This is a genomic window from Luteibacter sp. OK325 (assembly GCF_003050935.1).
Lineage (GTDB): Bacteria > Pseudomonadota > Gammaproteobacteria > Xanthomonadales > Rhodanobacteraceae > Luteibacter.
Genome location: NZ_QAOX01000005.1, coordinates 306,399 through 327,798 on the forward strand (window position 1 = coordinate 306,399; position 21,400 = coordinate 327,798).

Annotated in this window: 18 protein-coding genes; 14 read left to right on the plus strand and 4 right to left on the minus strand. The window is 63.6% G+C overall.

The window, feature by feature from the left end:
* Positions 1–3 precede the first annotated feature (3 nt).
* Positions 4–672, minus strand: a complete 669-nt coding sequence (locus C8J98_RS13365) for a response regulator transcription factor (protein ID WP_107913674.1) — start codon at positions 670–672, stop codon at positions 4–6.
* Positions 673–677: 5 nt separating this feature from the next.
* Positions 678–2,618: an acetate--CoA ligase gene (acs, locus tag C8J98_RS13370; protein WP_107913675.1), complete on the minus strand. Its 1,941-nt coding sequence runs from the start codon at positions 2,616–2,618 to the stop codon at positions 678–680.
* Between the two features lie 167 nt (positions 2,619–2,785).
* On the opposite strand from acs, the gene C8J98_RS22060 reads away from it, so the two are divergent.
* On the plus strand, positions 2,786–4,282 hold the full coding sequence (locus C8J98_RS22060; RefSeq protein ID WP_158272697.1) for a hypothetical protein: 1,497 nt from the start codon (positions 2,786–2,788) through the stop codon (positions 4,280–4,282).
* A gap of 12 nt (positions 4,283–4,294) precedes the next feature.
* On the plus strand, positions 4,295–5,959 hold the full coding sequence (locus tag C8J98_RS13380; protein ID WP_107913676.1) for an MFS transporter: 1,665 nt from the start codon (positions 4,295–4,297) through the stop codon (positions 5,957–5,959).
* 38 nt (positions 5,960–5,997) lie between these two features.
* On the opposite strand, the gene mug is transcribed toward C8J98_RS13380, so the two are convergent.
* Complete coding sequence (gene mug, locus C8J98_RS13385) at positions 5,998–6,573, minus strand: G/U mismatch-specific DNA glycosylase (RefSeq protein ID WP_107913677.1); 576 nt, start codon at positions 6,571–6,573, stop codon at positions 5,998–6,000.
* Positions 6,570–7,181 (minus strand): TetR family transcriptional regulator, encoded by a 612-nt coding sequence (locus tag C8J98_RS13390; RefSeq protein ID WP_107913678.1) that lies wholly within the window; start codon positions 7,179–7,181, stop codon positions 6,570–6,572. Before C8J98_RS13390 ends, mug begins: the two co-directional genes overlap by 4 nt.
* Before the next feature lie 105 nt (positions 7,182–7,286).
* Between C8J98_RS13390 and C8J98_RS13395 the strand changes: the two genes are divergently transcribed.
* From C8J98_RS13395 to C8J98_RS13450, 12 genes are all read left to right on the plus strand, one after another.
* On the plus strand, positions 7,287–8,327 hold the full coding sequence (locus C8J98_RS13395; protein WP_233260232.1) for an HlyD family secretion protein: 1,041 nt from the start codon (positions 7,287–7,289) through the stop codon (positions 8,325–8,327).
* Positions 8,324–9,820: an MDR family MFS transporter gene (locus tag C8J98_RS13400; RefSeq protein WP_107913679.1), complete on the plus strand. Its 1,497-nt coding sequence runs from the start codon at positions 8,324–8,326 to the stop codon at positions 9,818–9,820. Before C8J98_RS13395 ends, C8J98_RS13400 begins: the two co-directional genes overlap by 4 nt.
* Before the next feature lie 15 nt (positions 9,821–9,835).
* The gene (locus C8J98_RS13405; RefSeq protein WP_107913680.1) at positions 9,836–11,305 is read left to right on the plus strand and encodes an efflux transporter outer membrane subunit; all 1,470 of its coding nucleotides are present in this window, start codon (positions 9,836–9,838) and stop codon (positions 11,303–11,305) included.
* On the plus strand, positions 11,302–12,249 hold the full coding sequence (locus C8J98_RS13410) for an aldo/keto reductase (protein WP_107913681.1): 948 nt from the start codon (positions 11,302–11,304) through the stop codon (positions 12,247–12,249). Before C8J98_RS13405 ends, C8J98_RS13410 begins: the two co-directional genes overlap by 4 nt.
* 202 nt (positions 12,250–12,451) lie before the next feature.
* Positions 12,452–12,643 (plus strand): hypothetical protein, encoded by a 192-nt coding sequence (locus tag C8J98_RS13415; protein ID WP_107913682.1) that lies wholly within the window; start codon positions 12,452–12,454, stop codon positions 12,641–12,643.
* Complete coding sequence (locus tag C8J98_RS13420) at positions 12,640–14,172, plus strand: PepSY-associated TM helix domain-containing protein (RefSeq protein WP_107913683.1); 1,533 nt, start codon at positions 12,640–12,642, stop codon at positions 14,170–14,172. Before C8J98_RS13415 ends, C8J98_RS13420 begins: the two co-directional genes overlap by 4 nt.
* Positions 14,169–14,441: a DUF3325 domain-containing protein gene (locus C8J98_RS13425; protein WP_158272698.1), complete on the plus strand. Its 273-nt coding sequence runs from the start codon at positions 14,169–14,171 to the stop codon at positions 14,439–14,441. Before C8J98_RS13420 ends, C8J98_RS13425 begins: the two co-directional genes overlap by 4 nt.
* A 57-nt stretch (positions 14,442–14,498) precedes the next feature.
* The gene (locus C8J98_RS13430) at positions 14,499–14,888 is read left to right on the plus strand and encodes an MgtC/SapB family protein (protein ID WP_107913685.1); all 390 of its coding nucleotides are present in this window, start codon (positions 14,499–14,501) and stop codon (positions 14,886–14,888) included.
* A gap of 128 nt (positions 14,889–15,016) precedes the next feature.
* Complete coding sequence (gene pilV / locus C8J98_RS13435; protein ID WP_255417741.1) at positions 15,017–15,535, plus strand: type IV pilus modification protein PilV; 519 nt, start codon at positions 15,017–15,019, stop codon at positions 15,533–15,535.
* Positions 15,532–16,854, plus strand: a complete 1,323-nt coding sequence (locus C8J98_RS13440; RefSeq protein ID WP_158272700.1) for a PilW family protein — start codon at positions 15,532–15,534, stop codon at positions 16,852–16,854. The genes pilV and C8J98_RS13440 overlap by 4 nt, the downstream gene beginning before the upstream one ends.
* The gene (locus tag C8J98_RS13445; RefSeq protein ID WP_107913688.1) at positions 16,851–17,438 is read left to right on the plus strand and encodes a PilX N-terminal domain-containing pilus assembly protein; all 588 of its coding nucleotides are present in this window, start codon (positions 16,851–16,853) and stop codon (positions 17,436–17,438) included. Before C8J98_RS13440 ends, C8J98_RS13445 begins: the two co-directional genes overlap by 4 nt.
* 11 nt (positions 17,439–17,449) lie before the next feature.
* Positions 17,450–21,400 carry a PilC/PilY family type IV pilus protein gene (locus C8J98_RS13450; RefSeq protein ID WP_158272701.1) on the plus strand — a complete coding sequence of 1,317 codons (3,951 nt, stop codon included), beginning with the start codon at positions 17,450–17,452 and terminating at the stop codon, positions 21,398–21,400.

The window sequence follows — 21,400 nt, forward strand, 5'->3', positions numbered from 1 at the left end:
AAATCAAGGCTCGGGTGAGTTGGTGGGAAAGGCTTCTTTGTCGACATCGAGGTGGCTCGCTGCGAGCGCTACCTGCGTGCGGTTGGACACGCCGAGCTTGCGCATGATTGCGGTCATGTGCGCTTTGACCGTGGCTTCGGACACCGTGAGCTCGTAGGCGATCTGCTTGTTGAGCAGGCCCTCGGCGATCATGTTCAGCACGCGAAACTGCTGCGGCGTGAGCGAGGCCACGCGCGCGGCGACATCCGCTTCGTCGGCTTTCAACTCTACGCTGCCGCCGACCAGTTTATGCGGAAGCCACACGTCGCCGTCGAGCACGGCACGCACGGCTTCGACGATATCGTCCACCGCGGCCGACTTCGGAATGTAAGCCGACGCACCGTGCGCGAGCGCGCGCCGCGCGACCTGTGCTTCCTCATGTCCGGAGACCACGATCGTGGGCAGCCCGGGGTACTGGCCGCGAATGTGGGCAAGCGCGGAGTAACCGCGCGCGCCCGGCATGTGCAGGTCCATCAACAGCAGGTCGGCGTCGGGAAGCGACTCGATCAGCGTGAACAGAGCGGGCACGCTGTCCGCCGTGTGCACGGTGGCATCGGGCAAGGCCGCCAGTACCGCACGCTGCAGGGCGTCGCGGAACAGCGGATGGTCGTCGGCGATCAGGACATCGGACATGGGAGCTACTTGATCAGTCGTTCTTCCACCAGACTCTTCACTACCGAAGGATCGGCGAGCGTCGAGATATCACCCAGCTGGTCGGGCTGGTTCTCGGCAATCTTGCGCAGGATGCGGCGCATGATCTTGCCCGAACGTGTCTTCGGCAGGCCGGGTGCCCACTGCAGGTAATCCGGCGCGGCGATCGGACCGATCTCCTTGCGCACGCCGGCGATCAGTTCCTTGCGTAGTTCGTCGCTGCCGTTCTCGCCGGCTACCAGGGTGACATACGCATAAATGCCCTGGCCCTTGATGTCGTGGTGGCAGCCGACCACGGCGGCTTCGGCCACCTTGTGGTTGGCCACCAGCGCACTCTCCACTTCCGCGGTACCGATGCGATGGCCCGAAACGTTGATCACATCGTCCACGCGGCCGGTGATCCAGTAGTAACCGTCTTCATCGCGGCGCGCGCCGTCGCCGGTGAAGTAGTTTCCCGGATAGGTCTTGAAGTAGGTATCGACGAAGCGCTGGTGGTCGCCGTAGACCGTACGCATCTGGCCGGGCCAGGAGTCGGTGATGACCAGGTTGCCGCTGCAGGCGCTTTCCTGCGCCTTGCCGTCGGTATCGACGATGGCCGGCTTGATGCCGAAGAACGGGAGCGTGGCCGAGCCCGGCTTCAGGTCCGTCGCGCCGGGCAGCGGCGTAATGAGGATCCCGCCGGTTTCGGTCTGCCACCAGGTGTCGACGATGGGACAACGCTCGTCGCCGACCACGCGGTAGTACCAGTTCCAGGCTTCCGGATTGATCGGCTCGCCGACCGTGCCGAGCAGGCGCAAGGATTTGCGCGAGGTTTTCTTGACCGGCTCCTCACCCTCGCGCATGAGTGCGCGGATAGCGGTCGGCGCCGTGTAGAACAAGGTGACCTGGTGCTTGTCGACCACCTGCCAGAAGCGGCTGAAGTCCGGATAGTTGGGCACGCCGTCGAACATCACCACGGTGGCACCATTGGCGAGCGGACCGTACACCACGTAGCTATGGCCGGTGATCCAGCCCACATCCGCGGTGCACCAGTACACGTCGTCCTCGCGCACGTCGAAGATCAGTTCGTGGGTCATGCTGGCATAGACGAGGTAGCCACCGCTGGTGTGCAGCACGCCCTTGGGCAGCCCTGTGGAACCGGAGGTGTACAGCGTGAACAGCGGATCTTCCGCGTTCATCGCCTCCGGCAGGCAGTCCGTGGACTGCCCTTCCATCAAGGTGTGGTACCAGCGGTCGCGCGGCGACTGCATGTTGATCGCACCGCCGGTGCGGCGGACCACGATCACCGTCTCCACGCTGTTGGTGTGCGGACGGGTGAGCGATTCGTCGACGTTCGCCTTGAGCGGAACCTTCTTGCCACCGCGGCAGCCTTCGTCCGCGGTGATGACCAGCTTGGCGCCGGAATCCGCGATGCGTCCGGCCAGGGAATCCGGCGAGAAGCCGCCGAACACGACCGAATGGATGGCGCCGATGCGCGCGCAGGCCAGCATGGCCACGGCGGCCTCGGGGATCATCGGCAGGTAGATGATGACGCGGTCGCCCTTGGCCACGCCAAGGTTCTTCAGCGTGTTGGCGAACTTGCACACCTCGGCGTGGAGCTCGCGGTAGGTCAGGCTGCCTGATTCGTTCGGGTCGTCACCCTCGAAGATGATGGCGATCTTCTCGCCACGCTTCTCCAGGTGCCGGTCCAGGCAGTTGGCGGCCACGTTGAGGGTGCCGTCCTCGTACCACTTGATGTACAGGTCCTTGGGGTCGTACGAGACGTTCCTGATCTTCGTCGGCGGCGTTACCCAGTCCAGCCGGCCACTCATGTCCTTCCAGAAGCCCTCGGGATCCTCGACGGACCGGGCGTACATGCGCTGGTAGTCGTCCTTGCGGATGTGCGCTTTGGCAGCAAAGGCGGGATCGACCGGGTGGATATCGGACATGCTTTCTTCCTGCAGATAGGCGTGGGGCTATGCCCGGAAGTGTAACGTCGCGGCGCAACATAAGGCTGTGACCCTGCTACGACTTTGGTCGAGGTTCGACCTTTGGCGAATGGATGCCCGGGCTGCCGTGCCACATGCTCGGGTCGCCAATGGTTGGGGAGACCATGATGAAGACGAACCGTTCCGGTGGCCGTAAGGCCATCGCCCTGAGTGTCGCCTGCGCCTTGATGCTGCCGATGGCCGCATTACCGGACATGGCCCACGCCCAGTCGAAAGCGAAATCCAAGAAGACCACGAGCCACGAAGCGGAACTCGAAGCCCGCGTGAACTCGCTCGAGCAGCAGCTCGCCGAGCTCAAGGCGATGATCCAGGAGCAGAAGGCCGAGACCACGCAGGCCACGTCCACGGCCCAGGCCGCGCAGACGCAGGCCCAGGCCACCGACGAGAAGGTGACCAAGGTCGAGAAGGTCGTCGCGACCGTCCCGGCGAAACCGGCTTTTGCCAGCGGCACCGCACCCGGCGTCTCGGTCGCGCTGCACGGTTTCATCGACGTCAGCGCGTTCAGCCAGAACAGGGCCTATACGTATGGCAACGGCCAGAACGCCGAATACCCGATCCCGTCAGACGGTGCCGGCCATGCCAATGGCAAGGTCTCCGGCGTCGACGTGCGCAACACGCGCTTCTGGCTCGACTTCGCCGGTGCCAAGTTCAACGAGAACTGGAACGGCAGCGGCCGCATCGAAATGGACTTTTTCGGCGGCTTCAACGGCACCGGTGCCTACGCAGGCTCGCAGCCTGAGCAGCGTCTGCGCCAGGCGTATTTCGACATCAGCAACCCCAACTCGGGCACGACGATCCGCGTGGGCCAGATGTGGGACCTCATGTTCCCGCTGGATTACATCCCGCAATCGCTCTCGCATATCGCCTTCCCGCTTGGCTACGGCAGTGGCGTCATCGGCTGGCGTTTCCCGGGCGCGATCTTCATGCAGGACCTCAACCATGGCGCCGAAGGCACCAAGTGGCGGCTGGATGTCGCGGCACTTCAAGGCACATGGAACGGCCGAGCCGGCGGCACCGATACGAACAACTTCCTCACCCAGGGTAACGCCGGCTTCAGGCCGCAGTTCGAAGCACGCCTCACAGCGAAGGGTGGCAACTGGGCCGCGTTCCTTGCCGGTCACTACAGCAAGATCGACCTGAGCGGCGTCGAGGGCACTACCCCGACCCCGATCAAGAAGAACCTCTCGAGCACGGCCGTCGAGCTCGGCGGCATGTGGACGCCCGGTCAGTTCATCCTCAAGTCCGCGGTGTATTCCGGAAACGCTATCGGCGAGATTTTCGGCAACCTCTCGCAGTTCGGCGACATCAAGGAGAAGGGCGGCTATCTGCAGGCGGGTTACAAGTTCGACACGCACTGGACGCTGTATGGCTTCGCGTCGGTCAGCAAGCCCGATACGGACGACGTGCTGCGCTGGCGTGCCGCCAACACCGTCGGCCTGCTTAAGAACCGGCAGACGGCGGGCAGCCTGCAATACACGACGGGTCCCTTCGACTTCAGCCTGGAGTTGATCCACTCCAACCTCGATTCGACCACCGTCAACGGCCTCGGCCGCGAGAAGACCTCGGGTAACGAACTCACCCTCAACGGTATGTACCGGTTCTGATTGGAGAGCACCATGGCGACTACTGCTAGCGGCCTTCGCGCCGACGGCACCATCGGAACCAGCCACAGGCGCGTGATTCTCGCGTCCAGCGTTGGCACGGTTTTCGAATGGTACGACTTCTACCTTTACGGCTCGCTTGCCGCGATCATCGGCAAGCAGTTCTTCACCGGCCTGAACGAGACCAGCCAGTTCATCTTCGCCTTGCTCGCCTTCGCCGCCGGCTTTGCCGTGCGTCCGTTCGGTGCCATCGTGTTCGGACGCCTGGGCGATTTGATCGGCCGCAAGTACACGTTCCTGATCACCATCATCATCATGGGTACCTCGACCTTCCTGGTCGGCGTGCTACCCGGGTATTCGACGATGGGTGTGCTCGCGCCGGTGTTATTGATCGCGCTTCGCCTGCTGCAAGGCCTCGCGCTCGGTGGCGAGTACGGCGGTGCGGCTACGTATGTCGCTGAGCACGCACCTGCCGGAAAGCGCGGGCTGTATACGAGCTTCATCCAGATCACGGCCACCTTCGGCCTGTTCCTCTCGCTGCTGGTCATCCTCGGCACACGTCTTGGCCTGGGCACTGAAAGCTTTGAAGCCTGGGGCTGGCGTATCCCGTTCCTGCTCTCCGCGATCCTGGTCGGCGTATCGGTGTACATCCGCATGCAGTTGCAGGAGTCGCCGCTGTTCAAGCAGATGAAGGCCGAGGGTAAACAGTCCAAGGCACCGCTGACCGAAGCCTTCGGTCAGTGGAAGAACCTGCGCCTGGTGATCCTCGCGCTACTCGGCGCCACGGCTGGTCAGGCGGTGGTCTGGTACACCGGACAGTTCTACTCGCTGTACTTCCTGACCCAGAGCCTGAAGATCGACGGCACGACGGCGAATCTGCTGATCGCCGCCGCGCTTCTCATCGGTACACCGTTCTTCGTGTTCTTCGGTTGGTTGTCGGACAAGGTGGGACGCAAGCCCGTCGTGCTTGCCGGTTGTCTTCTCGCCGCACTGACCTTGTTCCCGATCTTCAAGGGACTCACGCACTTCGGTAACCCGGCCATCGAAGCCGCGGCCGCGACGGCACCGGTAGTGGTCACGGCCGATCCGAACGCCTGCTCGTTCCAGTTCGATCCGGTCGGCAAGAAAACCTTCACTAGCTCGTGCGACGTCGCCAAGAGCGTGCTGGCGAAGAAGGGCGTTCCGTATACCAACGCGGCGGCACCTGCCGGCACGCTGGCGACAGTGAAGATCGGCGACGAGGTGATCGAGTCGTTCGAAGGCGCCGGGCTGGCAAAAGCGGACTTCACGGCGAAGAGCAAGGACTTCACCGGCAAGGTCACGGCGCAGGTAAAGACCGCGGGCTATCCGGAGAAAGCCGACCCGACCCAGTCCAACTACCCGATGCTCATCGTGTTGCTCGCCATCCTCGTGCTCTACGTGACCATGGTGTACGGACCGATCGCCGCCTGGCTGGTCGAGATGTTCCCGACGCGCATCCGCTACACATCGATGAGCTTGCCGTATCACATCGGCAACGGCTGGTTCGGTGGCTTCGTACCGACCATCGGCTTCATGCTGGTCGCGTGGAAGGGCGACATCTACTACGGCCTCTGGTATCCGGTGGTCGTGGCGCTGATGACCGTGGTGATCGGTTTGTTCTTCGTCCGCGAAACGAAGGATGTGCCGCTGGATCATTGATCAGCCGGTTGCATGGGTTGTTCTATGTGGGAGCCGATTCATCGGCGAATGGGTGCTCGCGGCAGCCTTACCCGCTGCCGCGGGATCGCCGCTGAAGCGGCTCCTACAGGGACTGTAGCGAGGTGGAGTTCGCGGTAGGCCTCGACGAGGCGGTCGAGCGCGAACGCGCGGTTCCTTCCGCTGGGATTGGGCAGTACCCAGACCGTGGAACCCTGCAACGCCACCGGTTGACGGCCCCAGGGAACCTCGCGCGTCTCCGTGAGGGCGGCATAAGCCGCCTTGCCCAGGAACGCCACGAACTGCGGCGCGTAAGTCGCGATTTTTCGTTCGAACCCGAAAGCTGCATCCACGAAGTCCTGCTTCGACAGCTGGTCGGCCGCGGCGGTCGGCCGGGGGACCACGGTCGTGAGCCCGCAGCCATACTCGAGGATTCGATGATCCTCTTTCGGTGAGAGTTCTTCAGGCGTGAACCCGGCAAGGTGGATCACGCGCCAGAAGCGGTTCGCACGACCTTCGAAGTGATGCCCTGTGGCCGCCGCCGCCATGCCGGGATTGATCCCGCAGAACAGCACGGACAGCTGCCCGCCGACGATGTCGGGCAGCCCATCGCTCATCCGGTAATCACGCCTACCGCCTTCTGCGCGAGCTTCCTGAGTTCGGCGCGGGATGCACCCGCGCGGGCGCGGATGGCGATGGTGTGCATCGTCGCGGAGACGAGCATCGCGAGGGCCTCCGGATCGGCGTCCTTCTTCAGTTCGCCGGCGTCGCGCGCCTCGCGCAGCCGTGTTTCGAAATCCGCGTCGAGCTTGCGAAAGCCACCTGTGACTACATCCTGGATCTCCGGATCGCCCAGGGCTTCGGTAATCGCCGTGCCGACGACGAAGCAGCCGCGGACGTGCTCGTCGCCGGAGAAGTAGATGTCCAGCGCCGAGTCGTACACCCGCATCAACACCTCGGGGAGCGTGCCGGGGCTCGCCAGCGCGACCTTCATCACGGCGAACTTGAGACCCCAGTAATCGGCCAGCGCGCGAAGGTAAATCGTGTGCTTGTCGCCGAAGGCGGCGCGCAGGCTGGGGCGGTTCATCCCGGTCGCGGCGGAGAGGTCGTCGAGCGAGGTCCCGGAATAACCGGCTTTCCAGAAGGCGTCCGCCGCCTGGCGCAGGGCCACCTCTGGCTCATAGGCGCGAGGCCGCCCGCGGGGTCGTTTCTCGATCTTATCCATTTTTGTACCACCATGCATAAAAACCCTTGAAGTCGGGCCTGCCCAAACATATTATACGAACCGGTACAAAATTCAATCCACTGACATCACCGGTAGTCGCATCGTATGAACAGCAAGCTGCGCTGGTCTCTCATGGCCGCTCTCCCCCTCCTGATGATCGGCGTGGGCGGCGCGCGGTTCCTCAGCGGACAGGGCGAGGTCGAGACGGACGACGCCTTCGTTCGTTCAGCGAAGGATTCCATCAACGCCCGGGTTTCCGGCCAGGTGGTGGATATCGCCGTCCACGACAACCAGCGCGTCCATAAGGGCCAGCTGCTGTTCCGCGTCGACCCGCAGCCCTATCGGATCGCCGTCGAACAAGCCGAAGCCCGTCTTGGCACCGCCCGGCTCCAGGTCGAGGCGCTCAAGGCGACGTATCGCCAACAACTGGCGGAACTGCAGTCGGCGAAAGACTCCGCCGACTTCGACGGCAAGGAATTCGAGCGCAAGAAGGCGCTCCTTGCCTCCGACTTCGCCTCGCGCGCGTCCTTTGAACGGGCGGACACCGATGTCAGGGTTGCGCGGCAGCACATCGCCTCGGCCCAACAGGCGGTTTCCAACTCCGTCGCCGGGCTCAATGGCGACCCCGATATCGACGTCAACAAGCACCCGACCGTGCTCGAAGCCAGGGCGCAGCTCGATCGCGCCAGGCTCGACCTCTCCTATGCGGACGTCGTCGCGCCCGACGATGGCATCGTCACTCGCGTCGACGACCTTCAGGTGGGCGACTTCGTCAGCGGCGGTACGACGGTGTTCTCGATGATGTCGACTCGCGATGTCTGGATCGAAGCCAACTTCCGCGAAACCGGGCTGACTCACATGCGCGCCGGGCAGGTAGCTACCGTCGAGGTGGACGCGTATCCGGGGCATGCCTTCAAGGCGCATGTGGTCAGCATGAGTCCGGGCACGGGCTCGGAGTTCGCCGTGTTGCCACCTGAGAACGCCACGGGTAACTGGGTCAAGGTGGTCCAGCGCCTGCCGGTGCGCCTCGAGCTCGACGCGATCGACCCGAAGTGGCCGCTCTACTCCGGCATCAGCGTCACCGCGCTGGTGGACACGCGTAGCGCGACGAACAAGGAGTTGTCCACGACAGGCGTCTCGCAGTGAACGCGGTGGTTGCTCCTCACAGCACACCGGGTGCACACCGCGTACTCATCGGTGCCGGACTCATCGCCACCTTCATGTCGGCGGTGAACATCTCCATCCCGAATGCCGCCCTGTTGCATATCCAGGGCGGGCTATCCATGTCGGATGACGAGGTCGGCTGGATCTTCTCCTCGTACATCGCGGCGAGTGCGATCGTCATGCCGATGACGCACTGGCTGGCGGGCCGGTTCGGCCGGAAGACGATCTTCCAGCTTTCGATGGCGTTGTTCACGCTGGCGCTGGTGCTCGTGACCCTCGCGACGACGCCTCTGCAGTTCGTGTCCGCGCGCATTCTTCAGGGTGCTGCCAGCGCGACGCTGGCGCCGCTGTCGATGGCGATCCTGCTCGACGAGCTGCCGCCGCTGCGGCATGGGCACATTGGCATTGTGTGGGCGGTGACGGCCTTGCTCGGCATCCTGAGCGGCCCGGCGATCGGCGGATACCTGAGCGAATACTACGGCTGGCACTCCATTTTCTACGTGAGCCTGCCTGTGGCCGTCCTGATCTTCGTGGCCATGGCGTTGTTCCTTCGCGAGAAGAAGGCGCCGAGCAGCCCGCCTTTCGACTTCTTCGGGTTCGCCACGTTCACCCTTGGCGTAGCGGGGCTGCAGATGTTCCTGGATCGCGGCGAACGCCTCGAGTGGTTTGCGTCGACAGAGATCCGGGTCGAAGCCGTCGTTGCCGCAATCGGTTTCTATCTTTACACCGTGCACGTGATGACCAAAGAGGAGCACTTCCTCAACCGGGCCATGTTCAAGGACCGTAACTTCACGGTCTCCGCAGCGATGTACTTCGTGTTTGGCTTCGTGCTGCTACCGACGCTGGCGCTTACATCGCCGATGCTGGAAGAGTTGCTGGGCTATCCCGCCGACACCGCGGGTTACGTCGCGATTCCGCGAGGTGCCGCGCTGATCGGGGCATTGCTGCTGACCTGGCGCACACCGAAGCACCTCGACAACCGCCTGATCATCGTCGCCGGCATGGCGCTGGTGGTTTACGGGAACTGGCGGATGCTCGGCTACTCGCCGTTGATGGATCGTTGGCCCGTGGTGATTGCCGGCGCGTTGCAGGGTGCCGGCCTTGGTGTCCTCATGCCTGCGCTGACCCGCGCCGCCTTCAGCACGCTCAGCCCCACGCTTCGCTCGCAAGGTACGGCGTTCTTCAACCTGGCGCGTCTCTACGGAAGCACGATCGGCATCTCCATCGTGCAGATCTACTTCTACAACAACACGCAGGCCATGCATCTCGCGCTCGCAAAGCATGTGAGGCCGTATGGTGCCGTCGCCCAGGCGACGGGTGATCTCTCCGGCGCGCACCTCGCCTTGATCAACGAACTCGTGACCGGCCAGGCAGCGATGGTCGCCGTGATCGGCCAGTTCAAGCTGCTGATGATCGCGATGCTCGTCGTGAGCCCACTCGTTCTCTTCCTTCGCAAACCGCGCCCGGTCAACTGACTCTCGGAGTCGCCCATGAAAATCGTCAGAACAGTCCTCGCCGCCTCTACCTTTGCAGTGCTCGCCGGATGCATGGTCGGGCCCGATTTCGAGAAGCCCGCGGCACCTGCGTCTAAGCATTACGACGTACAGGCCGAGCAAGCGCTCGCCGGTAACAGTGCACAACACATCGACTTCGACAGGAAGATCGACGGTGACTGGTGGTCGTCGCTAGGTTCGTCGAAACTCGACCAGGTGATGCACAAGGCGATTGACGGCAACCTCGGCCTCGAAGCCGCGGACGCCACCATCGCGCAGGCAAATGAGGCCGTGACGTCGGTCCGCGGTGCGTTGAGCCCGCAGGTCGATTTCGGTGCACAGGGCGGACGTCAGCACACCGCTGGCGCAAACGGGTTCGGCACGTCCAACTTCTACGCCGTCGGGCCGCGGGTGAGTTTCGATCTCGATCTGTTCGGGGGTACCAGGCGCCGCGTGGAAGAGCAGGCCGCCCTGGCCGAGCTGCAGCGGCATCGCTTCGATGCGGCCTACCTGACCGTGACCGGCGATGTGGCAACGCAAGCGTTCTCCCTCGCCTCCGCGCGTGCGCAGATTGCCGCCGTGCAGAGCCTGCTTGCGAACGACCGCAAGAACCTCGAACTGGTGCAGACCGCGCATCGCTATGGCAGCGCCACGCAGGTCGACGTCGCCACGGCGACGACGCAGCTCGCGCAGGACGAAACCCTGCTGCCGCCGCTGGCTCAGCAGCGCGACGTCGCGGCACACGCGCTCTCCGTCCTGGCAGGTAAAGGACCGGCCGACTGGGCGCCGCCGGACTTCGATCTCGCGGACTTCGCGCTTCCCTCACAGCTACCTGTCACGTTGCCCTCAGATCTCGCGCATGATCGTCCGGACATCCTCGAAGCGGAGTCGCGGCTGCACGCCGCCAGCGCCGCCATTGGCGTGGCGACATCGGATCTGTATCCGCACCTGAATCTATCCGGATCGCTCACACGCGTCGGCCCGGCTCCCGGCATCGGCACGCTGTGGGGCCTGGCGGCTGGACTCACGGCGCCGATCTTCAACGGCGGCACGCTCAAGGCGAACCAGCGCGGCGCCGTCGACGGTTACAAGGCGGCACTCGCCACCTACCAGCAGACCGTCGTGACATCGCTGGGGCAGGTGGCCGATGTGCTGCAGGCGATCAACCACGATAGCGAGGAAGTCGCCGCGCAAGATCGTGCGCTCAAGTCCGCCGAGCTCAACCTCCAGTTGAATCGCGAGGGCTACAAGGCGGGCGAGACCGGCGTGCTGCAGGTGATCGACGCCGAGCGTTCCTATCAGCGTGCATTGATCGGCCAGATCCAGGCGACGACCGCGCAATACCAGGACACCGTACAGCTATCCATCGCACTTGGCGGCAATTCCGACGAAGCATTCCAGCGCAGGGCGGCGTACCGTGACGAGCGATCGATGGCAGGTGAACCCATTAACGGAGGAAAACCATGAGCGCCCTTGATACGTTTCGTCACACCCGCATTCCCCTCGCTCACGGCACGGGAGCCATCCCCGCCGTCGGCTTCGGCACGCTGATTCCCGATCGCGAGAAAGGACGTGCCGCCATCAAGACGGCGCTCGAAGTGGGTTTCCTTCACCTCGATGCCGCCGAGGCGTATCGCAACGAGGATGTCGTTGGCGATGTGATCCAGGAGGCGATCGTTAACGGCGTCGTTCGTCGCGAGGATCTTTTCGTCACGACCAAGCTGTGGAACAACAACCATCGGCCGGAACGCGTGAAGCCCGCACTCGAAGCGAGCCTGCGTCGCCTGCAGGTCGATTATGCGGATGCCTACCTCATCCACACGCCGTTCGCTTTTGCGCCTGGCGACGACCAGTACCCGAAGGACACGGACGGCAAGCCGCTCTACGACAAGGGCATCACCTTGCTCGATACCTGGCGGGCGATGGAAAACCTGGTCGACCAAGGCCTGGCCAGGGCCATCGGCCTCTCCGACGTGAAACTCGAAGCGGTGAAGGAAATCGTCGCCAACGCACGCATCAAGCCGGCGATCGTGCAGGTCGAGTCGCATCCGTATCTTCCCGAGTGGGAGCTGCTCGAGTTCTGCCAGGCAAACGGCATCGTGCTGCTTGCCTTCGCACCTCTCGGCCACGGGATGGAACCGCGCGTCCCCGATGATCCGGTATTGAAGAGCATCGCCGAACGCATCGGCGAAACACCCGCCCACGTCGCCCTCGCCTGGGCCGTCCAACGCGGTACCGCCTTCCTGACCACGTCCACCAACCCCGACCACATCCGCGAGAACTTCGAGATCTCCCCGCTACCGCCCGAAGCACTCCAGGAAATCCGCGAAGGCATCACCACCAACATCCGCCTCAACGACGTCGTCCACACCGGCCTCCCCGGCTTCATCCCCCGGGAAAATCGCAAATAACCCAGGCCCGAGGCCCTCTGGATCTCCTTTGGCCCCCTTCGGGGGGCCCTGTGGGAGCCGCTTCAGCGGCGATGCCCTCAACCTTGACGACCAAACGACCTCCCCCTAGGATGCGATTCATTCGCATTTACAGATAGGCCGCACCGTCACCACGCTCGCACGCATCGCCCTGGCCATCGTCGGCGGCTACGTCACGGTTTCCTTGTGGACCTTCCTGCTCGGCCGCCTCATCCCCGGCGATCGTCCCGGTGCCGGCTTTACGGCAACGATGCTCTCCTTCGTGCTCTATGCCGGCTGTTTCGTCTGGGTATTCGGCGCGAAGCGTCTCGGCCGCGCGGCCGTGTCGATGGCCGCACTCGCCGCCGTCGCCGCACTCGGCATCGCCCTGACATGAGCGGCCGGTTCCGTCAGACGCAGGCCAGCCTGCATACGTGGTCCGGCCTCGTCGTCGGCTGGGTGCTGTATGCCATGTTCCTTGCCGGCACGGTGAGCTTCTGGCGCGAGGAGATCACTCGCTGGACGCAACCGGAGATCGGCGCGCATCAGCCAGCCGACGTGGACGTTGCCAACGCGCAGCGCTACCTGCAGGCGCACGCCGCCCATGCGGCGCAGTGGGACATCGCGCTACCCGATCAACGCGGAGCAGGCGTCTCGGTCTCGTTCCGTGACAAGGCTACGCCGCGCACCGCGACAATGGCGCCGATCTTCCTCGACGCCCATGGCGAACCCATCAACGTGCGTGCGACCGAAGGCGGTGACTTCTTCTATCGCCTGCATTTCGACATGCACTACATGCCGATCTTCTGGGGGCGTTGGCTCGCCGGCATCTGCGCCATGGCCATGCTCATCGCCATCGTCAGCGGCGTCATCACACACAAGAAGATCTTCGTCGACTTTTTCACCTTCCGCCCGCGCAAAGGACAGCGTAGCTGGCTGGATGGGCACAACGCACTCGCGGTGCTCGCACTCCCCTTCCATCTGATGATTACCTACACCGGCCTCGTCACCCTCATGACGATGTATATGCCTTGGGGTGCCGATGGCTCGAACGGCAGTCGCAACGCGCTGTTCGCGGCGATCATTCCGACCTACGTGACGCCTGCCGCCAGCGGGCACTCGAAGCCGTTGGTCGATCTGCGTATAGCGCTCGACACGGCGGGCAGGACCTGGGGCGGCGGTCACGTCGCGACGTTGAAGGTCACGCAGCCCGGTGACGCCTCGGCCCGAATCGTCGCCGAGCGTGCTGGCTCGGACCGGATCAGCTCGAACCTGGTCACGGTGCAGATGGATGGAACGACCGGTGCGGTCATCGCTGCGTCCAGGCCCGAAAGCCCGGGCGTACTTACGCGCGGGGGCATGATCGGCGTCCATGCCGGCCGCTTCGCGCCGCTCGAGATGCGCTGGCTGTACTTCGTGCTGGGCATGGCCGGCACGGCGATGGTCGCAACGGGGCTTATCCTGTGGACGGTAAAGCGTCGCGCGCAGCTCCCCGACCCGGCACGACCGTACTTCGGTTTCCGCCTGGTAGAACGACTGAACGTCGCCTTCGTGGCTGGCATGCCGCTGGGGATGTCCGCCTTCCTCTGGGCCAATCGTCTCCTGCCTCACGGTATGGGTGAGCGCGCCGCATGGGAGATCCACACGATGTTTATCGTGTGGGGCGTGGCGTTACTGCATGCGTGCTTCGTATCTCCTCGCAAGGGCTGGATTATTCAGTTTGCATTGGCCGGCGTTTCGCTCGTCGCGCTCGCGATTGGCGACGTCGTTATCGTACGTACGGATTTTGTCTGGATCGACCTCGTCATAGCGGCGCACGGTGCGGTCTGCATGGCGATTGCATGGGGCGTCGCGCGGCATACTCCGGTGTCGACAAAGTTGCGCAAGGAAGCGAAGTCCGCATCGGGCAGGAAGGAGCACGCATGAGTCTGCTTCTCGCCATCGTTGGTTTTGCGTGCCTCGCTGCTGCGATGAATCGACATCATTCGGAAGTCATCGGCGGTAAGCCGCCGCGAGCGCGAGTTCGCCTGCTCCGGGTCGCCGGCTCGGTCGCCTTCTTCGCACTTCTCGTATTCGACATGACGACCAGCGGGGCAGCGTTCGGTGCGTTGCTCGCCTTCGGCTATGCAAGCGCCGGCGCTTGCATCGTGTTGCTCGCACTTACGTTGCTATCGCGGCTCCGCGTTCCTCGTTGAGCCAGCCAGGGGCAACGGTCACGGGATCTTTATTGCCCGTTGCCTAAAGTCGGCAGGATGATCGGACCTCTCGACCTGCTGCTTCGTCTTCTCACCGCCGGCCTGCGTACGCACATGCTGGTCGCGGTGGGCGCGGCCCTCGCCATCATCGTCTCGGCGTTCGGATTCGCGGATGTGCTCAACCATCCGCACGTAGTGCTCGATCCCTCACGTATCGCCGCGCAGGTCGTGACTGGCGGTCTCACGACGGCCGCAAGTTTATGGGCCGTCGCTTCCGTGGGGCTTGCTGCGGGCAGCGGCATGTACGCCGGTGCCGTCATGGCCACGGCGATCATCTGGGTGATTCTCGCCCTGCTCAAGCCACTCGAGCGCAGGCTAACGGGCAAGCTCGTGTCGTTGCCTTCACATGCTGCGTACGTTCGTGAAATCCAGGGCAAGAGCGCATGAAAATAATGATAATAATCAATTTATTACGACGCTATTTGCCAGCAATGCGTATACGCTACCGAAACCACGCATAGGGGCGCGGCGCTGCGGCCTATACCTGAATTGCGTTTATGCACTTAAGGATTCATATGGCTTTGGCAAGACATGTCAGAGGCGTGTCTTTGATCGAGGTCATGATGGCGGTACTGGTGTTCAGTGTCGGTCTCATTGGCCTCGCTGGCTTGCTGATCACGTCGCTGCGCTCGAACCAGGTCGGTTATCAACGGACCCAGGCCGAGTTCATCGCCATGGGCATGGCCGATCGCATGCGTGCGAATCCGCTCGGCGTCTGGTCGGGCGGTTACAACTCCACGACATATCCGTTGACCGGCACCCAGGCGTGCACGACAGCCAGTGCCTGCAGCCCGGCAAAGCTCGCCCTGCGAGACCAGTACCTATGGAGTAGCCAACTCAAGGCCTTCCTGCCGAATGCGACGGCTTCCATTGCCTGCACCAATGGCGCCACGCCCGACGCTACCCAACTGTTAGTCCGGCCGCCTTATGCCGGTAACTGCGTCATGCAGATCAACTGGACCGAGCGAGGCGCCGGCGATAGCAGCCATCAGGCTGTCGCGACGCGATCCTACGTATGGAACTTCCAGCCATGACCATCGCCAACGCCCGTGCAACGCGTGGAGACCGCGGTTTCACGCTCGTCGAACTGATGGTCGCCATGGCCCTGGGCGTGATCGTCGCCGGCGGCATCGTCAGCGCTTTCCTTGCGACGTCGACAAGCAGCCTGGTCCAGACGCAGCTGGCGAAGCTCCAGGAAGAAGGTCGCTTCGCCATGACGGCATTGACGACCGATCTGCGTATGACCAATGCCCAGTACTGCTCGAATGTGGGTGGCCAGTCGTCCAACCTGTCCAACGGGGTCATGTCACTGGACCGCTACCTGCGCGCACCCACGGTGCTGGTCTCCGGCGCCGTCTTCCAGACGGCACTCAACGACAACACGACCGCGTGGGGTACAACGAGTGGGGGGAACACCTATCCGGCGTCACCGCTGGTGGCCTTCACCATGCCTTCCTTCGTGTCGCTGCGTGGATACGACTGCACTGTATCGGCATGTACTCCCGTGGATCCCGCAGACCCCAAGGGCGTTGGCATTCCCCAACAGGGAACCACGGTGGGCAACCGCGTGGCAGGCAGCAGCGTGCTCACGCTGCGCTACCTGGACGGCGCGCGTGGCTGGGTGCTGGATGGCATCAACAGCAGCATCACGCTCAGCGGCAACACGGTTGCCAGCCTCACGGTCGTCCCGCAGGCAGGCGAGCCTGCGCTGACGAACTTCACGAAGGGCGATCTGATGATGCTTGCCGACTGCAATTCCTCGCAGGTTTTCTCGGCGACCGCATCCGCCTCGACGTTCACGCCCGCGTCCAACTACAGCGCTGTCGCCAGGCCTTCAGGGGTAACGCCCAAACTCTTCGACTTCAACCGCGACTTCCAGACCGTGTCGTACTACCTGCAGGTCGTGGACGACAACAACGGTCACAAGACCGGTGCGCTGATTCGCCGGGTCAACGGCGTGAGTGGTGAGGTGGTGCGGGGCATCGAACGGCTCGACTTTCTCTATGGCGTCATGGACGCGGCGGGCAACACCAGTTATCGCACGGCGGCCGATATAGACAGCGCCACGGTTTGCCCCTCGTCCACGGTGTCTGTCACAGGCACTGATCCTGGCTGCCTGTGGCGTTCGGTTAAGAGCATCGAAGTGCACATACTCATGGATGGACAGGTACCCCTGTTCACGCTGGCGGCACCCGAGCTCCAGTATCAGTATTACCCGGACACCGGCGTTGTCGGCCTTTCCGCGCCTGACAACACGAGCCGTGCCGTGATGCCGAGCCAGCAAGGCTTCGACAATCACATGCTTCGGCGCGAGTTCACCGCGGTGGTCTCCATCCGGAACTACAATCCATGAACGCACAACGCGGAGCAGTGCTCGTCCTGGCGATGATCTTCCTGTTGCTGTTGACGATTCTTGCGATCAGCACCTCTGGACGGTCACTCTTGCAGGAACGCATGGCGGGAGCGATGCGCAACGCGCAGCAGGCGGAGTGGTCGGCGGAGAATGCCCTGCGTGGCGTGGAGTGGAATCTCTTCAGCGGAAATGGCGGCGTTGCCTGTTACAACTCCAGTAACCCCTCCACGATCAGCGCAAAGGTCACCGCATTCCGCCGGTCGTCGGTGTGGCTCACCGATGGCGCTACCGAATACAAGGGCTCCGGCGTCGCCATCGACTACACCACCGCAACCGCGGACGCGGCGCTGTCCACCGCGGTGATGGCCCACAACCCGTGGTACATCGTCGAGCTCCTCGGCCAGGATCTGCCGCCGGGAAGCGGTACGAGCGCGGCGACCGAAGCCGGATCGAGCGGTTCGGGAACGGCCAAGTTCTATCTGTACCGGATTACCGCGCGAGCGTCAGGCGGCAGTCCGAACAGTATCCGCGTTGCGGAATCCACGTTCGTCACGCCGAACCTTGTCGCATGTACGCTGACCTGAAGACGCCCCTCATGCAGAAACCCTCCCTCTCGTGGGCTGTCCTTTTCTTCGCAGCGATCGCGTGGTTGCTGGCCGCGTCCGCGGTCACGGCCGGGACCGTCACCGTGAGCAAGACACCACCGGGCGTTACCTCGAAGGTGGCGCCTAACATCGTGGTGACGTTTGACGATTCCGGCTCGATGAACTCCACGTCGATTCCCGATTCGATGGACGATAGCTTCGGCTCGAAGTATTACTACTCCGCGCAGGGAAACCCAATCTACTTCGACCCGACGATCACCTACGTGGTTCCACCGGATGCGAGTGGTACTCCCCTGGGCACGCCAACGTTCAAGGCTGCGTGGCGTGATGGCTACTGCGCAAACACCTTGACGAAGAAGTGTTGGTCGCCCGGCAACAGTAAGTATCTCAGCCCCATCGTGGTCGACCTCAGCACCGCGTTCTACGCCGGGTTTCTTGCCAACACCTCCGCGGGAAACTTTCCGTGTTCGCGAAATGCCAACGAGCTGACGACTTGGTATGTGAACAGCAATTCGTGCCCGCAGAAGGACATCCCCACGTCGGTGCGAGGGACCACCACTACCAGCACGACGACGACCTGCTCAGGCGCCGTCTGTGGGCTGCTGAACGGACTCGTCGGCACGAAGACGACGACTAATAGCGACGGCAGCGTCACGGTCAGCACCTGCAAGTTGAGCTCGCGGGTGACCACCTGCACGATGGTTACCAGCTTGACGAGCACCGACACCGGTGGCTTCTACTATGTCTGCACGCAGCCGGCTAACGACGCGACCTGTACTTACCACCTCGTCGCCAACGAATCGGCGGCGATCCAGCAGAACTTCGCGATCTGGTACAGCTATTACCGGACGCGAAACCTCAACGCGCGCGCTGCGGTGGGTCGCGTCTTTGCCAGCCTTGCCGATGGCTCGGTGCGCGTGGCCTGGCAGACGTTGCAGACACAGACCGCAAGCGGCAGCTATAACACCAGCGCTGGAAGCTACGCCGGCCAGTATTACGGACCACTGATCACGACGAGCCAGATTCTCGAGCTGGCGAACGCCACGTCCTGCGTGCCCACGAGTACGAGCGACACCTGCTGGCGCAGCCAGTTCATGAACTGGCTCTACGGGGCACCTGCGAGCGGCGGCACGCCGACGCGCGTGGCGACCCAGGTCGCAGGCGACTTCTACAAGCGCGCGCTGAAGACCTCGCCCAACGCGCAGGACCCGTACTGGAATGGCAGCACCAGTACGCCGGCTGAGCTCTCGTGCCGTAAGAACTTCAATATGCTGGTCACCGACGGATACTGGAACGGCGACACCCCTGCCAAGGGGACATCCCCCGACGCGGTCGGCCTGACGTTACCCGATGGCACGACTTACGCGACGAGTGGCACGCCCTCGAAGATATTCTGGAACCAGTTGGGCACCACCACGCCTTCGCTCGCCGATATCGCTTTCTCGTACTGGGCGAACGACCTGCGTACCGACCTGGCCAACAACGTGCCGGCCTATTTTCCGGACCTGACCACCGGCGTGACCGGCACCACGCCGACGGTCAGCCTGACCACGCCCGGCAGCAACAGCGAGGTCTACTTCAACCCGGCGAACGATCCCGCGACGTGGCAGCACATGTCCCAGTACATGGTCACCATGGGTATTTCCGGTACGCTTGTTTTTCCGACCGACTACACCGCGCTGCGCAAAGGCACGAAGGTGTGGCCTACGCCCGACACGTCGGGCGGCGCGACCAATATCGACGATACCTGGCACGCCGCGCTGAACAGTCGGGGTGGGTATTTCAGCGCTGCCGATCCGACCTCGCTGGTAAGTAGCCTGACCACGATCCTCTCCTCGGTCATCGCAAGCAGTTCGACCTCACTCACGCTCAGCCTCAGCGCGAACGTCCTGACGACGAATGCGATTGCCTATTACGCGGGGTACAACACGATCGACTGGAGCGGGACGCTGATCGCCAGGGTGATTGGCTCGAACGGTGCCGTGGGCGCGCCAGTGTGGGTTCCGACGCCATCGGGCCCGTCGGGCACGACGAGCACACCGGGTGACGCAGGCGCGTTCCTCACCAACCGTGCGACCAACGATCCTCGCCTCATCGCCACGAGCACCGGTCCTGGCGCCGGCAAAGCCATCACCTTCGCCTATACGGGTCTGAGTACGACCGAGAAGGCCGCACTGGACTCGTCCGACGGTACCGGGTCGACGGCAACGACCGACGGCCTGGGCACCAAGCGGGTGGACTGGCTGACCGGCGTACGCACGCTCGAAGGCACTACGTTCCGTACCCGATCGTCGTTGCTTGGCGCGATCTTCGGATCACAGCCGGCTTACGTCGGCGCGCCCAACAGCGGCTACGGCGATTCGTTCTCGGCGGGATCGCCGGAAGCGAAAGCAGTCTCCGACAATCCAGCGATGAGCTACTCGACCTTCCTGTCCACGTGGGCGACACGTCCGCCGGTGGTTTACGTGGGCGCTAACGACGGCATGCTGCATGCGTTCGACGCGCGCCTGGCATCGGTCACGGGTGCGCAGCCTGGCCGCGAACTCTGGGCTTACGTGCCGGCGAGCGTGTACCCAAATCTCCCGGCCCAGTCGCGATTGACGAACTTCACGTTCACCCCGACGGTCGACGGCAGTCCGGTGACCGGTGATGTCTTCTTCAACGGCAGTAGCGCGCTGAACAACTCGACCATGGGTTGGCACACCCTACTCGTCGGCTCGCTGCGCCTCGGCGGCCGCGGTGTCTTCGGTATCGACATCACCGATCCGAACAAGAAAACACTCAATACGAGCACGGCCGTAGCCTCGAAGGTGCTTTGGGAATTCAACAGCGACAGCGTTTCCGCCGCCGGCACACCCGCCAACCTGGGTTACACCTTCGGCACGCCGGTGATCACCCGGGTCGCTTATGACAACGGGAGTGGATCCATTGGGCGTTGGGTGGTTCTCGTCCCCGGCGGCTATTTCCCCGATGGCAGCACCGTGGCCGCGGCGAGCAACACGTACAGTTCGCTGTTCGTCCTGGATGCGCAGACCGGCACCCTGTTGAAAGAGATCCGCACGCCCACGGGAACCGGTGCGGTGGCCAGTCATGGCCTCACGACGCCCGCCGTTGGCGATTACGACGGCGACCAGGTGGCCGATGTCGCCTTCGCCGGCGATCTGGACGGCAACGTGTGGCGAATCGATCTCTCCACCACGGCGCTCGCCGCAACAGCCCAGTCGCAGGGCGTCAGCCTGTTGTTCAAGCCAGCCACCGCCAACGCGCAGTCGATCACCACGTCGCCGCGACTGCTCGCCGATCCGACATCGACGTACTTCATGGTGATCTTCGGCACCGGTCGTTACCTGAGTACCGCCGATACGGCGGACACCACGATCCAGACGCTCTACGGCGTACGTGACCCGGGCGCGAACGTGGCCTCCCCGATCACGCTCGCTGGTGGCACCCTGACCAAGCAGACCATGGCGCTCGACGCGGCAACCGGTGCCATCGGCGTGACCAGCAACGTCGTGCCGGCGACGAGTTCGGGCTGGTACCTGCGCCTGGATACGGTCGCCGGGGAGCGTGTCGTCGTGACCCCGGCGCTGGACTCGAGCAGCAACACGGTCACTTTCAGCACCCTGATTCCGACCGCCAACGATCCTTGCAAGACATCGAGTTCCGGATCGATCATTGCCCTCGACGGCACCACCGGTGGCGCGGCCTTCGGGGTCTCCATCGGTTCCGCGGTCAGCTTCGGTAGCGGCTACTCGCTTGCCGGCGCCCATGTACTCGGGGCTGCCAGTTCCGGCTCGCTCTACACCTCGGCCAGTCTCAGCGGCGGCACCGCGTACCTGCCGGGCCAGGTACCCGCGTTGGGCGGCGGTAGCACACCGGTCGGCGAAAGCATTCCCACCGCGCGCCGTCGCTCGTGGCGCATCCTGAATGGCGAGAACTGA

What these genes read in the sequence shown, in the direction of transcription:
- pilV (WP_255417741.1), top strand. Translation starts at nt 15,017, where the DNA reads ATGGCTTTGGCAAGACATGTCAGAGGCGTGTCTTTGATCGAGGTCATG.
- C8J98_RS13440 (WP_158272700.1), top strand. Translation starts at nt 15,532, where the DNA reads ATGACCATCGCCAACGCCCGTGCAACGCGTGGAGACCGCGGTTTCACG.
- C8J98_RS13365 (WP_107913674.1), bottom strand. Translation starts at nt 672, where the DNA reads ATGTCCGATGTCCTGATCGCCGACGACCATCCGCTGTTCCGCGACGCC.
- C8J98_RS13395 (WP_233260232.1), top strand. Translation starts at nt 7,287, where the DNA reads ATGAACAGCAAGCTGCGCTGGTCTCTCATGGCCGCTCTCCCCCTCCTG.
- C8J98_RS13445 (WP_107913688.1), top strand. Translation starts at nt 16,851, where the DNA reads ATGAACGCACAACGCGGAGCAGTGCTCGTCCTGGCGATGATCTTCCTG.
- acs (WP_107913675.1), bottom strand. Translation starts at nt 2,618, where the DNA reads ATGTCCGATATCCACCCGGTCGATCCCGCCTTTGCTGCCAAAGCGCAC.
- mug (WP_107913677.1), bottom strand. Translation starts at nt 6,573, where the DNA reads ATGAGCGATGGGCTGCCCGACATCGTCGGCGGGCAGCTGTCCGTGCTG.
- C8J98_RS13390 (WP_107913678.1), bottom strand. Translation starts at nt 7,181, where the DNA reads ATGGATAAGATCGAGAAACGACCCCGCGGGCGGCCTCGCGCCTATGAG.
- C8J98_RS13410 (WP_107913681.1), top strand. Translation starts at nt 11,302, where the DNA reads ATGAGCGCCCTTGATACGTTTCGTCACACCCGCATTCCCCTCGCTCAC.
- C8J98_RS13425 (WP_158272698.1), top strand. Translation starts at nt 14,169, where the DNA reads ATGAGTCTGCTTCTCGCCATCGTTGGTTTTGCGTGCCTCGCTGCTGCG.
- C8J98_RS13430 (WP_107913685.1), top strand. Translation starts at nt 14,499, where the DNA reads ATGATCGGACCTCTCGACCTGCTGCTTCGTCTTCTCACCGCCGGCCTG.
- C8J98_RS13405 (WP_107913680.1), top strand. Translation starts at nt 9,836, where the DNA reads ATGAAAATCGTCAGAACAGTCCTCGCCGCCTCTACCTTTGCAGTGCTC.
- C8J98_RS13380 (WP_107913676.1), top strand. Translation starts at nt 4,295, where the DNA reads ATGGCGACTACTGCTAGCGGCCTTCGCGCCGACGGCACCATCGGAACC.
- C8J98_RS13420 (WP_107913683.1), top strand. Translation starts at nt 12,640, where the DNA reads ATGAGCGGCCGGTTCCGTCAGACGCAGGCCAGCCTGCATACGTGGTCC.
- C8J98_RS22060 (WP_158272697.1), top strand. Translation starts at nt 2,786, where the DNA reads ATGAAGACGAACCGTTCCGGTGGCCGTAAGGCCATCGCCCTGAGTGTC.
- C8J98_RS13450 (WP_158272701.1), top strand. Translation starts at nt 17,450, where the DNA reads ATGCAGAAACCCTCCCTCTCGTGGGCTGTCCTTTTCTTCGCAGCGATC.